Origin of the sequence: uncultured Amphritea sp. (assembly GCF_937127095.1) — a bacterium.
GTDB lineage: Bacteria > Pseudomonadota > Gammaproteobacteria > Pseudomonadales > Balneatricaceae > Amphritea.
This window is the reverse complement of record NZ_CAKZLP010000078.1, coordinates 68,482-81,239: the sequence shown is the minus strand read 5'-3', so window position 1 is coordinate 81,239 and position 12,758 is coordinate 68,482. Positions and strand designations below refer to the sequence as shown.

Below are 12,758 nucleotides of genomic sequence, written 5' to 3'. Positions count from 1 at the left end.
TGCTATCGCCAGCCTTGAAAAGATACAGGATTACACTATGAGCAAACATACACTACCACCCGAGATGATCACCCAAATAGATCAACTCTGCAGCCTGGGCCCGGTGATTCCGGTTCTGACCATCGAAAAAGTCGAAGACGCGATTCCTATCGCAGAAGCACTGGTTGAAGGCGGACTGCCTGTACTTGAAGTCACCCTGCGCACCGGGAATGCCCTCAAAGTGATCGAAGCGATAGCCCACTCAGTGCCTCAGGCAAAGGTTGGCGCCGGCACCGTTATCGATCCTGAAAGCTTTCAGCGCTGTGTCGATAGCGGCAGCTCATTTATTGTCAGTCCGGGTATCACCGGCGAGCTACTGGACTACGGTGTAAACAGTGACACGATCTATCTGCCAGGTATTCAGACCGTTTCTGAGATGATGGAGGGGATCAAACGGGGGTATAAGCGCTTTAAATTTTTCCCGGCAGAGATATCCGGCGGCACAGCGGCACTGAAAGCCTTCGGCGGCCCCTTTGCTGATATCCGGTTCTGCCCTACCGGAGGCATCCGGGTGCACACCGCGGCAGATTATCTCGCCCTGGCAAACGTCATGTGCGTTGGTGGCACCTGGCTGACACCGGATGAGCTGATCGCTAATAAAGACTGGGCAGGCATCATGCGCCTGGCGAAAGAGGCGGTCTCAAGCGCTTCTCAAAGCAGCCTCTGAAGCGATGCAAACCCGGGAGTTTCAACTTCAGCTAACCGTTACCTGATGTAAGGCTTGCCCGCTGCTATGCGGGCTTTTTTATTTATCGAGATCAATAGACATAACACAAAAAGGAGGCCTGAATGGATATGAAGCAGATTGAGATGCCGGAACAGAAACGCATCGCACTGATCGCTCATGACAATATGAAACAGGATCTGCTCGACTGGACACACAAGAACCTGAGTATTCTAAGCCAACACCAGCTGTATGCCACCGGTACCACCGGCCATCTGCTGGAAAACAGCCTGCAAATCCCGATCACCAAACTGATCAGCGGCCCACTGGGTGGCGATCAGCAGATTGGCGCGATGCTGACCGAACAGAAGATCGACATTATTGTATTCTTCTGGGATCCCTTCGAGCCGATGCCCCACGACCCTGATGTTAAAGCGCTGTTGCGGGTTGCGGCAGTTTGGAATGTTGCGGTTGCCTGTAGCCGAAGCTCAGCCGACTTCATGATCAGCTCGCCACTACTGAGTCAGAAGCACCCCTATAGCGTACCGGATTATGAAAACTATCTGCAGAAACGGCTCAATAATCCGTAAACAAAAAAGGCAGAAAGACTCTGCCCTGATGCGTTGAAATGAATCGTGATAAGGGTGGGCTTATTCCAGCTGATCGCGCTGAGGGTATGGCAGCACACTGACCGACGTAGCCAGTGTCTGCGTTGCTCCGACAGCCAGCGTCTGATCATCAAAAAACCGGGTTCTGGCAGCCTCGACACAGACAAATCGGGACACCTGATCCATCCCTATATCACCGATGTTTGCCGCCGCAGCTCCCGGATTCCAGACAACCGTTGAGCCACCACCCCTCTTAGTGATGCGCAACCCACGCTTCCAGCCATGATCAATCAGCACCACCGCCTCACTATTATCTGCCTGTTCAACCACCAGATCAGTTTCCGCAGTAAAGCGCAGGGATGACGGCATCACTCCCGGTTGCATCCCCTGAACCTTATCCAGACAGCGGCAACCCGCTAATCCCAGTATCTCAGTCTCACGGCTATCAGACACCGCAAAATAACTGTGCAGTGCCTGAGTCACAGCCAGCGGCTGATCAGACCCATTAGTGGTGGTCAGCGCCAGCGAAAGCTCAGCATCTGCCACAGTGATCTCCAGTTGCAACTGAATCCCGTCTAAAAGCGATTGCTCCGGCGACATCAACCACCGCCCACCCGCTGCATCAACGGCCTGAGAATCGATCTGCCAACGCGCAGTGCGGGCAACACCATGTTTAGTCAGCTCAGGCTTTTCAGGATGTTCCGCAAACCAGGGCCAGCAGACAGGCACTCCGCCACGGATCGCCCCTGGCGCACCAACTGGTTTTGCGGTCAGCCATAACAGGGGCTTTTCACCCGCAGGCCGGAACAGCAACACCTGCCCCCCCAACAAAGAGATAACCAGCTCGCCCCAGCTCTGCTTACATAGCAGCAGATCATAACCACACCACTGCAGCGCATGCTGTCCATCAGCAAAACGGGAGATTTGCTGCTCAAGATCCGCTTTTAATGTTGAATCACTCATCTGGCCTGACCCTTTTGAAACTCTCGCCCCATCTAACGAAGCCGGGCCAATACAGCCCATCTTCTCCCTCTGCTTATCTATCACACAAAACTAAAAACCCCGGCTCCCTCTTCAGCGCATGACACCTGATCGCGCATCGGCGCAAACAACTCCCGCCCCATCGCATGATGGTGCTTCGCTGCAGAAGCAGGCATGGTCTGACCACGGGACAACCAGGATGAATCGTCAGCGATCAGCTCCAGAGTGCCGGTCGTCGCGTCAACCCGGATCAGATCACCATCCGCCACCTGAGCTAACGGTCCACCGAGACGGGCTTCCGGCCAGACATGGATAGCGGCCGGTACTTTACCCGATGCACCGGACATCCGCCCATCAGTCACCAGCGCAACCTTAAAACCACGATCCTGCAGCGTACCCAGATAGGGCGTGAGTTTATGCAGTTCAGGCATACCGTTGGATTTCGGCCCCTGATAACGTACCACCGCGACGAAATCACGCTCAAGCTCGCCCCGGTTAAAGGCTGCTGCAATATCATCCTGATCTTCAAATACAATTGCCGGTGCTTCCACGACTTGATGTTCAGGTGAAACCGCCGAGACTTTAATCACGCCCCGCCCAAGATTACCCTGCATCAGTTTTAAGCCACCATTCGGGCTGAAAGGCTTATCCACCGTGCTGAGCACGTTAGCGTCCAGAGACGTTTTAACACCTTCACGCCATACCAACTTGCCATCCTCAAGGAAGGGCTCCTGAGTGTAACGGGATAACCCCTGCCCCACCACCGTCATCACATCTTCATGGAGAAATCCGCCAGCCAACAGTTCCCGCACCAGATAACCCACGCCACCCGCCGCCTGGAAATGATTAATATCCGCTTCACCGTTGGGATAGACTTTCGCCAGCAACGGTACGACATCGGAAAGATCAGAAAAGTCATCCCAGTTAATAATCACCCCTGCCGCACGGGCAATGGCGATCAGGTGCATCGTATGGTTGGTTGAGCCACCGGTCGCCAGCAACGCCACCACAGCATTCACCAGAGAGCGCTCATCGACTATCTTATACAGCGGTGTGAATTCACCGTTCTGAGCCGTCAGACGCACCGCCTGTTTTGCCGCTTCACGGGTCAGCGCCTCGCGCATCTCGGTGCCCGGATTGACAAAGGAAGACCCCGGCAGATGCAACCCCATCACCTCAACCACCATCTGATTGCTGTTAGCGGTGCCATAAAAGGTGCAGGTGCCGGCACTGTGGTAGGAGTCGGATTCACACTGCAGCAGCGCATCCCGTCCAACCTTGCCTTCGGCATACAGCTGGCGAATCTTCGCCTTCTCTTTATTGGGTAAACCGCTGGGCATAGGTCCGGCTGGTACAAACAGCGTCGGCAGGTGACCAAAACGTAGCGCACCGATCAGTAACCCGGGGACAATCTTATCGCACACACCCAGGTAAAGAGCCGCATCAAACATATTGTGCGACAAGCCCACCGCTGTCGCCATCGCAATCACATCACGGCTAAACAGACTCAGTTCCATGCCCGGCTGTCCCTGGGTAACACCGTCACACATTGCTGGCACACCACCGGCAAACTGAGCCACAGAGCCCAGCTCATGCACCGCTTGTCGAATCTGTTCCGGAAACTGCTCGAAGGGCTGGTGTGCCGACAACATGTCGTTATAGGAGGAAATAATCCCGACATTCACCGCATTCACCATCTTCAGTGCCTGTTTATCATCAGCACCACAGGCCGCAAAACCATGCGCCAGGTTACCGCAGGATAAACGCGCCCGATGGACACCCTTATCTTCAGCATCTTTCATCTGCCGTAGATACGCTTCCCGGGTGGCCTGGCTGCGCTCTACGATTCGATCGGTAACCTGTTTAACAATGGTGTGCATAGTAACTCCTGGGCTATTCTTTAGTCAGACCCGAAACTTATATATGAAAGCCTATATATGAAGGTCCAATAATATTTTTAGGTAAGTTTACTAATATAAATTTTAAATCTCCATTGATTTTTGACATAAACTACGTAACATTAGCAACAAATAACAGTAACAACGCAAATTCCGAGGTATATTCCATGACTATTCGCGTCGCAATCAACGGTTTTGGGCGAATCGGCCGCAATGTGCTCAGAGCACTTTATGAAAATAACTACCGCCACGACATTCAGGTTGTTGCTATTAACGACCTGGGCGACGCGGCGATTAATGCCCACCTGTTTCAATATGACTCTGTTCACGGCCATTTTAATGGCGAAGTGGAGCATACTTCAGAGAGTATTATAGTTAACGGCGACACGATCTCTATCAGTTCAATGCGTAATCCGGCAGAACTCCCCTGGAAAGAGCTGAACATCGATGTCGTTTATGAGTGTACCGGGCTGTTCACAGAACGCGCTAAAGCCGCGCAGCATATTGCCGCAGGCGCCCGCAAGGTGATCATCTCTGCACCCGGTAAAAATGTCGATGCCACCGTTGTTTATGGCGTCAATGATCAGATTCTACGGCAGTCTCATGAGGTTATCTCGAACGCATCCTGCACCACAAACTGCCTGGCACCGGTGGCTCAGGTTCTGCAACAACAGATCGGTATTGAGAGCGGCCTGATGACCACTATCCACTCCTATACCAATGATCAGAACCTCTCCGATGTGTATCACTCAGATCTTTATCGAGCTCGTTCGGCAACCCAGTCGATGATCCCGACAAAAACCGGCGCAGCGGCGGCAGTCGGCCTGGTATTGCCAGAGCTTGCGGGCAAGATTGATGGTATGGCAGTACGCGTACCTACCATCAATGTCTCACTGGTTGATCTCAGCTTTATTGCTGAACGACAAACCTCTATCGAGGAAGTTAATCAGTTGCTGGCGACGGCCGCTAAAAACTCAGCCGTACTCGGCTATAACGAACTGCCACTGGTCTCTATCGACTTCAACCATAACCCGCTCTCCTCCATTTTTGACGCGTCGCAAACTAAAGTGTCCGGCCGTCTGGTGAAAGTGATGTCCTGGTATGACAACGAATGGGGATTCTCCAACCGTATGCTGGATAACACTCTGGCGCTGATGCACGCGCCAGCCTGAGGACACTATAAAAATGTTGAGACGTACCAAGATCATCGCCACGCTGGGCCCTGCGACCAGCAGTGAAGAGCAACTCGAAAAACTGATACTCGCCGGGGCCGATGTGGTGCGCCTCAATTTTTCCCATGGCGAAGCGGAAGACCATCGTCAACGTGCAGAACTGGTACGTAAACTGTCCAGAAAGCACGGCCGGTTTGTCTCCATTCTAGGCGATCTGCAGGGGCCAAAGATCCGTATCTCCCGCTTTGCCGAACAGAAGGTTAAATTGAAAATCGGTCAGCCTTTCAGCCTGAATGCCACCCTGGACCGGGACGCAGGAGACGTGACACAGGTCGGTCTGGATTACAAAGCACTGATAGAAGATGCCCGCGTGGGCGATATTCTGCTGCTAGATGATGGCCGCGTTGAACTAAAAGTCACCGAAACCTTTGAGCACAAGCTGGATACCGTGGTTCTGGTAGGCGGCTGGCTGTCTAACAATAAAGGTATTAACCGGCTGGGCGGCGGACTCTCCGCAAAGGCACTGACCGATAAAGACAAAGAAGACATTATAACGGCCGCCGCGATAGGGGTGGATTATGTTGCGGTGTCCTTCCCCCGTGATGCGGCGGATATGCATGAAGCCCGCGCGTTACTCCGGGCAGCAGGTTCAACTGCAGGTCTGGTAGCCAAGATCGAACGGGCGGAAACCGTTGCCGACCCTGAGGTACTGGACGATATTATCCGCGCCTCAGAAGCAGTAATGGTGGCCCGGGGGGACCTGGCGGTCGAGATCGGTGATGCCGAACTAATCGCGGTGCAGAAGCATATTATCGCCCGTGCCCGCACGCTGAATACGGTAGTAATCACCGCCACCCAGATGATGGAGTCGATGATCAGCAGCCCAATGCCAACCCGGGCGGAGGTATCGGATGTTGCCAACGCGGTGCTGGACTATACCGATGCGGTGATGCTATCGGCAGAAACCGCAGCAGGCGACTATCCAATAGAAACCGTTCAGGCGATGGCCCGGGTCTGCCTCGGAGCAGAACGCCACCCTTCATCAAAGCGATCAAAGCACCGAATCAATGAAGATTTCCATGACATTGATGAAACCATCGCGCTGTCGACAATCTATGCGGCCAACCACCTGATAGGTCTTAAAGCGATTATCAGCATGACCGAAACCGGCGCGACACCCCAGTTGATGTCACGCTTACGCACCTCAGTACCGATCTTCGCCCTGTCAGGCAGAGAGGATACCCTATACCGGGTCGGTTTATATCGTGGGGTGTACACCATCCCGTTTTATGCCGAACAGTATGACCCCGAAGAGATCAACGCTAAAGCGATTCAGGAATTACTGGAACGCAAAATCGTTGCACCGGGAGATATGGTCATCATCACCAAAGGTGATTATCTGAACGCTCAGGGAGGCACCAACACGATGAAAGTGCTGAGAGTTTAAGTTGCAAAGCTTATCTTAAAAACTCAACTGAAAAGTTTCTCGTTCGCGGAATGACCTGAGTGAATACAAAGGTCTTTGGGGCTCTCATATCGTTAATATGAGCGCCCTTTTTTTAATATGCATAATTCGAGTCAATATAAGCTCTACTAAAGAGATCGCAATAAAGGGTGACCTGAATATAACGGTGAACAGATTGGACAGGGTCAGAATCATAACGCCATCAGCATGCAACCGCGCCTGACAGGAGACTATTCCAACTCATATACAATATGAATTCACAATACTGAACAGATTTGATAGATTTTGTCACTGCTATTGAAGGTAGATGCACCATGAATAAAAATAATATACAACGCATCCAACCAGAATTCGAACTGGTTGAGCAGCCGGGCGGAGAGTCGATCCGCTATCTTGAACATGGCATCCCAAGCCCGCTAGTGCGCTGGCACTACCATGAAGAGTATGAGCTTCATCTGATAAGAGAAAGCTCTGGGAAAGTATTCATCGGCAATTACATTGGCAACTTCACCCCCAACAGTTTAATTCTGGTTGGTCCTAACCTCCCCCACAACTGGATAAGTCAAATAGACAAAGAGGAGTCCATTGCCCTGCGCGATCAGGTCATAAACTTCTCTGAAGGCTTCATACAAAATAGTGAGCGAACCTTTCCGGAGCTAAAACAGTTACACCCATTCTGGAACCGTGCAACCCATGGCATAGAGTTTCTCAATGCCACTGAAATACCCCAGGCCATAGCGCTTTTTGAAGAGATCGCCCGCTCAACCGGCTTCAGACGTCTTACACGGTTCTGGGTGTTAATCGAACTACTTGCGGCCATGAAGGAATATCGCGTTCTTTCATCTTCCTCTTTCAAACCATTGATGGATAAGAAAACCCTCAATCGCCTCAATGTAGCGATCAACTACATCTTTGACCACTATGACACCGAGGTTACGCTGGAAGAAGTTGCGGATAAGCTAAAGATGAGTCCAACCTATTTTTCGAGATTCTTTAAAAAATCTACCGGACATCGTTTTATAGAGTTTGTTAACGGTCTACGCGTCAACAAAGCGTGCGAACTACTGGCTCACAGCGATGAACCTATCACGGAGATCTGTTTCACTGTCGGTTTTAATAACATTGCCAACTTCAACCGCAGGTTCTCTGACATCAAAAGCATGACCCCCTCTGAATATAGAAAAACCTCCCTGGATGCACTATACAAAAGCTAATAGGTACTTTTTTAGCCTTTATTTTAATTAAAAACATATTTAATCAATAAAAATCAATTAGTTATTTTAAACACAACTATAATTAGTGCAAATAAGTACATATCTTTAATAGTCTATGTATTTGTTAGTCCTAGCCGTAAAGAGTGTAATACTCAAACCAGCATAGAATTATTTTAAGATATCTTAAGAATAAAACAGTGTTGGAATTAACGATTTATCACAATCGACCTAAAGACAAAAATAATTAGAGGTTCGAGTATGAGTAAGAAACATATCCTTCCAATAGTGATGGCTATGGGTGTGGCAACAACTATCCCCCAAGCTAACGCAGCCACAACGGTAACCATCGGCACTGTCAACAACGGCGATATGGTCCGTATGCAAAGCTTTACTGCAGAATTTGAAAAATCACACCCTGATATAAAACTGGAATGGGTTGTTCTTGAAGAGAATGTTCTCAGACAGCGTCTGACAACCGATATCGCCACCAAAGGTGGTCAGTTTGATGTCATGACTATTGGCATGTACGAAGCGCCAATCTGGGGTAAGCAAGGCTGGTTGACACCCATGGATAATCTACCAGCGGACTACGATCTGGAAGATATATTTCCTGCTGTTAAAGGTGGACTATCAGCAGATGGCACTCTCTACGCCCTGCCGTTCTATGCTGAAAGCTCAATGACCTATTACCGTAAAGATCTGTTCGAGCAGGCTGGTCTTTCAATGCCAGAGCAACCGACCTGGGATGAAGTCAAAGGATTCGCTCAAACACTGCATAAACCCGATGAGGGTCAATACGGCATCTGTCTGCGCGGAAAAGCAGGCTGGGGCGAAAATATGGCCTTACTCACCACGATGTCTAACGCTTTCGGTGCACGCTGGTTTGATGAAAACTGGAAACCTGAGTTTAATGGTGCAGAATGGAACAATACCGTTAGCTTTTACGTCGACCTATTAGGCACATATGGTCCTCCAGGTGCATCATCCAACGGCTTCAACGAAAACCTGGCACTCTTCAATAGCGGTAAGTGCGCTATGTGGATGGATGCAACTGTGGCCGGTGCATTTGTCACCGACAAATCTCAGAGTAACGTGGCCGATAATGTAGGCTTCGCTCTTGCTCCCAAGCAGGTCACGACTAAAGGTGCAGGATGGCTCTGGTCCTGGGCGCTGGCTATTCCGCAAAGCTCCGATGCAAAAGACGCTGCCAAAACCTTCACCACCTGGGCAACCTCAAAAGAGTATAGCCAGCTGGTCGCAGCAACCAGTGGTATCGAAAAAGTACCACCGGGTACCCGTGCATCCACCTATGCAAATCCTGAATATATGGCTGCCGCGCCATTCGCAGCAAAAACACTGGAATCGATGAACAAGGCGGATGCCAACGATTCCACCCTTAAGCCTTCCCCTTATGTTGGTGTGCAGTTTGCCGCCATCCCTGAATTTCAGTCTATTGCAACTCAGGTAGGCAAGCTTGTCTCAGGCGCCCTGGCAGGTTCAATGACCGTCGATCAGGCACTCAAAAGCGCGCAAAATATCACTTCCCGAGAAATGAAACGCGCCCGCTATTACAAGTAGTACTTTCAAAGCTGACATTAAAAGCCATCACCCAGGCTTTTAGTGTCAGCACGAATGTTGACTGTCTATACTTATCCTGTGAGATATTGCTATGAATAAAATCACAACGATTGAGGCGAGTGCCACTTCGGCATCTTGTTCTCAAGAGGGAAGTATAATGGGGATAGCGAAACAGAATGCCCGGATGAGTCGGTACATGGTATCGCCTTCCGTACTGCTTCTTTTGCTATGGATGATTGTCCCGTTATCCATGACCATTTACTTTTCACTGATCCGTTACAACCTGCTATACCCCGGCGAAAATGAATTTATTGGCCTGGAAAACTTTGAATATTTCCTGACTGATGAAGGCTTTGGCCCGGGTATGAGTAATACCCTACTGCTGGTTGGCTCCGTATTACTGATTACGGTGGTACTGGGTGTACTCATCTCAGTATTGGTTAATCAGGCTTTCTGGGGACAGGGTATCGTCCGTGTGTTGCTGATATCTCCCTTCTTTATCATGCCGACCGTGAACGCACTGGTGTGGAAAAACCTGTTATTAGATCCGGTAGCCGGTGTATTCACCGCCGTCTGGACCTTCTTTGGCGCTCAACCCATTGACTGGTTTACAGATTATCCGCTGTTCTCAATCATTATGATCGTCTCATGGCAGTGGTTACCCTTTGCCATTCTGCTGTTGATGACCGCGCTGCAGTCCCTCGATCAAGAGCAACAGGAAGCCGCTCGTCTGGATGGTGCCGGACCAATCGCATTATTCCGCTATCTGACCCTGCCGCACCTAGCCCGACCGATTGCCGTCGTCGTGATGATCGAAACTATCTTCCTGTTGTCTATTTTCGCTGAGATTTTCACCACCACCGGTGGAGGACCAGGCTATGAAACCACCAACCTGGCCTATCTGATCTACAGTCAGGCACTGCTGCAATTTGATGTTGGTTTGGCATCAGCGGGCGGATTGATTGCGGTCATACTCGCTAATGTCGCAGCTTTCTTCCTTGTACGACTGGTTGGCAAAAGCCTGACCGATAAGTAATGCTTGCAGAGGTAATATTATGTTAAGCCTTAAACAACGTCGTCGCGCCCAGACCGTCGTTCTGGGAACGATCGCCTGGTTGGTAGCACTGATTATATTTTTCCCGATTTTCTGGATGATTCTCACCAGTTTTAAGACGGAAATCGATGCCTTTGCAACACCACCACAGTTATTCTTTACGCCGACACTGGAGAACTACACCTCCATTAATGAGCGTAGCGACTATTTCCACTTTGCCTGGAACTCCGTCGTGGTCTCATTTGGTTCAACTATTATCGGCATGCTAATCGCCGTGCCTGCCGCCTACTCAATGGCATTTTTTGAAACGAAACGGACAAAGTCCACTCTGCTATGGATGCTGTCAACCAAGATGTTACCACCTGTGGGCGTACTGGTGCCCATCTACCTGCTGTTTAAAGACACCGGCATGCTGGATACCAAGCTCGGTCTGGTGATTATCTACACACTGATAAACCTGCCGATTATGGTCTGGATGGCCTATACATATTTCAAAGAGATACCTAAAGATATTCTCGAAGCAGCGCGAATGGATGGCGCTACTCTGTTTCAGGAGATCTGGAAAGTCCTGCTGCCAATGAGTAAAGGCGGGTTAGCTTCCACTGTTCTACTGTCACTGATTCTATGTTGGAACGAAGCGTTCTGGTCACTAAACCTGACCGCGTCACAAGCGGCACCACTGACCGCCCTGATCGCTTCCTACTCCAGTCCCGAAGGACTCTTCTGGGCAAAATTGTCCGCCGTATCAACGCTGGCCTGTGCGCCCATTCTGGTATTTGGCTGGATAAGTCAGAAACAACTGGTTCGCGGCTTGTCCTTCGGCGCCGTTAAATAATTAAGGTGATCCCATGGCTGATTTAACAATAAAAAATCTAAGAAAATCTTACGGTGAAACTGAGATTCTTAAAGGTATCAATCTCGATATTAAAGATCATGAATTCGTCGTCTTTGTCGGACCATCAGGCTGCGGTAAGTCGACCCTGTTGCGCTCAATCGCAGGGCTGGAAGAGGTCTCCAGTGGTGAGATCTTTCTCAATGATAAAGAGATAACCGAACTGGCTCCGGCGAAACGTGATCTGGCGATGGTGTTTCAGAGTTACGCGCTATATCCACATATGTCGGTGCGCAAAAACATGTCGTTTGCGCTGGAGTTGGCGGGTCAGGATAAAGAGACCATCAACTCAAAAGTAGATGAAGCCGCGCGAATTCTTGAACTGGGCCCGTTGCTCGACCGAAAACCCAAAGACCTGTCAGGCGGACAGCGTCAGCGTGTCGCTATCGGTCGCTCAATTGTGCGTCATCCGGAGATATTCCTCTTTGATGAGCCTCTTTCAAACCTGGATGCTGCACTGCGGGTACAGATGCGTCTTGAGTTAGCAAGACTGCATCAGGACCTGAATGCAACCATGATATATGTCACCCATGATCAGGTTGAGGCTATGACACTGGCCGATAAGGTGGTTGTACTTAATCAGGGTAGAATCGAACAGGTCGGCTCGCCAATGGAACTCTACCACCACCCGGTGAATGAGTTTGTCGCAGGTTTCCTCGGTATGCCTAAAATGAGCTTCCTCCCGGGCAAGGTAAAATCAGTCAGTGCAAGCGGCGTTACAGCCGAGCTTACCTCCGGTTATGAGATTGAAGTACCGGTATCATCCGACTCAATTCAACCAGGTAGTGATGTGAATATCGGTGTACGTCCTGAGCATGTCATCATTACCGATAAAAACAGTAGCAAATTCCAGGCTATTCTCGATGTCGCTGAACACTTAGGCAGTGATACCTACTGCTATGTAAAAACCCTGGATAAACAGATGATTACCATCCGTACACCAGGCGATTTTTTGGGCACCTTTGGAGAGACCATCGGGCTTAATCTCGACCCTCTTCAGTGTCATCTCTTCGATACGAATGGTAAGGCTGTTCCCAGACTGAGTCGGGCAGCCGAAGTCGCTTAACATGCATTAATAAAGCTCTGTATAGCCGGCCCCTGTTCAGCCCCTTAATGGCAGGGCAAAGGGCCTTTGCGTCTCGGCTAAAGCGCCCAGCCTGAATATTTGGGCCTGACTTTACTGCCTTGAGAGT

General features: G+C 50.3%; 11 protein-coding genes. 9 read left to right on the top strand and 2 right to left on the bottom strand.

From position 1 onward, the window contains the following. The first annotated feature begins 37 nt into the window (after window positions 1-37). Both Q0499_RS20675 and Q0499_RS20670 read left to right on the top strand, forming a co-directional pair. On the top strand, window positions 38-706 hold the full coding sequence (locus Q0499_RS20675; protein WP_299203822.1) for a bifunctional 4-hydroxy-2-oxoglutarate aldolase/2-dehydro-3-deoxy-phosphogluconate aldolase: 669 nt from the start codon (window positions 38-40) through the stop codon (window positions 704-706). Window positions 707-828: 122 nt separating this feature from the next. After that, window positions 829-1,293: a methylglyoxal synthase gene (locus Q0499_RS20670; protein WP_299203819.1), complete on the top strand. Its 465-nt coding sequence runs from the start codon at window positions 829-831 to the stop codon at window positions 1,291-1,293. Between the two features lie 60 nt (window positions 1,294-1,353). Here the strand turns inward: Q0499_RS20670 and Q0499_RS20665 are convergent, their stop codons facing one another. Further along, window positions 1,354-2,274, bottom strand: a complete 921-nt coding sequence (locus Q0499_RS20665) for a D-hexose-6-phosphate mutarotase (RefSeq protein WP_299203816.1) — start codon at window positions 2,272-2,274, stop codon at window positions 1,354-1,356. An 80-nt stretch (window positions 2,275-2,354) separates the two neighbouring features. After that, entirely contained in the window at window positions 2,355-4,172 is a 1,818-nt protein-coding gene (gene edd, locus Q0499_RS20660; RefSeq protein ID WP_299203813.1) for a phosphogluconate dehydratase, read from the bottom strand. Between the two features lie 185 nt (window positions 4,173-4,357). On the opposite strand from edd, the gene gap reads away from it, so the two are divergent. From gap to ugpC, 7 genes are all read left to right on the top strand, one after another. Next, a complete protein-coding gene (gene gap / locus Q0499_RS20655; protein WP_299203810.1) occupies window positions 4,358-5,362 on the top strand; it encodes a type I glyceraldehyde-3-phosphate dehydrogenase in 1,005 nt (334 codons plus the stop codon). 13 nt (window positions 5,363-5,375) lie between these two features. Next, window positions 5,376-6,809: a pyruvate kinase gene (gene pyk, locus Q0499_RS20650; RefSeq protein WP_299203807.1), complete on the top strand. Its 1,434-nt coding sequence runs from the start codon at window positions 5,376-5,378 to the stop codon at window positions 6,807-6,809. 332 nt (window positions 6,810-7,141) lie between these two features. After that, window positions 7,142-8,041, top strand: coding sequence for an AraC family transcriptional regulator (locus tag Q0499_RS20645; protein WP_299203804.1), 900 nt, complete (start codon window positions 7,142-7,144; stop codon window positions 8,039-8,041). Window positions 8,042-8,329: 288 nt separating this feature from the next. Continuing rightward, on the top strand, window positions 8,330-9,619 hold the full coding sequence (locus Q0499_RS20640) for a sugar ABC transporter substrate-binding protein (protein WP_299204043.1): 1,290 nt from the start codon (window positions 8,330-8,332) through the stop codon (window positions 9,617-9,619). A gap of 157 nt (window positions 9,620-9,776) precedes the next feature. Further along, a complete protein-coding gene (locus tag Q0499_RS20635; protein ID WP_299203801.1) occupies window positions 9,777-10,655 on the top strand; it encodes a sugar ABC transporter permease in 879 nt (292 codons plus the stop codon). A 19-nt stretch (window positions 10,656-10,674) separates the two neighbouring features. Beyond that, window positions 10,675-11,508 (top strand): carbohydrate ABC transporter permease, encoded by an 834-nt coding sequence (locus Q0499_RS20630; protein WP_299203798.1) that lies wholly within the window; start codon window positions 10,675-10,677, stop codon window positions 11,506-11,508. Between the two features lie 13 nt (window positions 11,509-11,521). Then, window positions 11,522-12,631, top strand: a complete 1,110-nt coding sequence (ugpC, locus tag Q0499_RS20625; RefSeq protein WP_299203795.1) for a sn-glycerol-3-phosphate ABC transporter ATP-binding protein UgpC — start codon at window positions 11,522-11,524, stop codon at window positions 12,629-12,631. Window positions 12,632-12,758: the final 127 nt, after the last annotated feature.

Excerpts from the sequence above, each read along its gene's own strand:
- Q0499_RS20675 (WP_299203822.1), top strand. The coding sequence starts at position 38 with ATGAGCAAACATACACTACCACCCGAGATGATCACCCAAATAGATCAA.
- Q0499_RS20670 (WP_299203819.1), top strand. The coding sequence starts at position 829 with ATGGATATGAAGCAGATTGAGATGCCGGAACAGAAACGCATCGCACTG.
- Q0499_RS20665 (WP_299203816.1), bottom strand. The coding sequence starts at position 2,274 with ATGAGTGATTCAACATTAAAAGCGGATCTTGAGCAGCAAATCTCCCGT.
- edd (WP_299203813.1), bottom strand. The coding sequence starts at position 4,172 with ATGCACACCATTGTTAAACAGGTTACCGATCGAATCGTAGAGCGCAGC.
- gap (WP_299203810.1), top strand. The coding sequence starts at position 4,358 with ATGACTATTCGCGTCGCAATCAACGGTTTTGGGCGAATCGGCCGCAAT.
- pyk (WP_299203807.1), top strand. The coding sequence starts at position 5,376 with ATGTTGAGACGTACCAAGATCATCGCCACGCTGGGCCCTGCGACCAGC.
- Q0499_RS20645 (WP_299203804.1), top strand. The coding sequence starts at position 7,142 with ATGAATAAAAATAATATACAACGCATCCAACCAGAATTCGAACTGGTT.
- Q0499_RS20640 (WP_299204043.1), top strand. The coding sequence starts at position 8,330 with ATGGCTATGGGTGTGGCAACAACTATCCCCCAAGCTAACGCAGCCACA.
- Q0499_RS20635 (WP_299203801.1), top strand. The coding sequence starts at position 9,777 with ATGGGGATAGCGAAACAGAATGCCCGGATGAGTCGGTACATGGTATCG.
- Q0499_RS20630 (WP_299203798.1), top strand. The coding sequence starts at position 10,675 with ATGTTAAGCCTTAAACAACGTCGTCGCGCCCAGACCGTCGTTCTGGGA.
- ugpC (WP_299203795.1), top strand. The coding sequence starts at position 11,522 with ATGGCTGATTTAACAATAAAAAATCTAAGAAAATCTTACGGTGAAACT.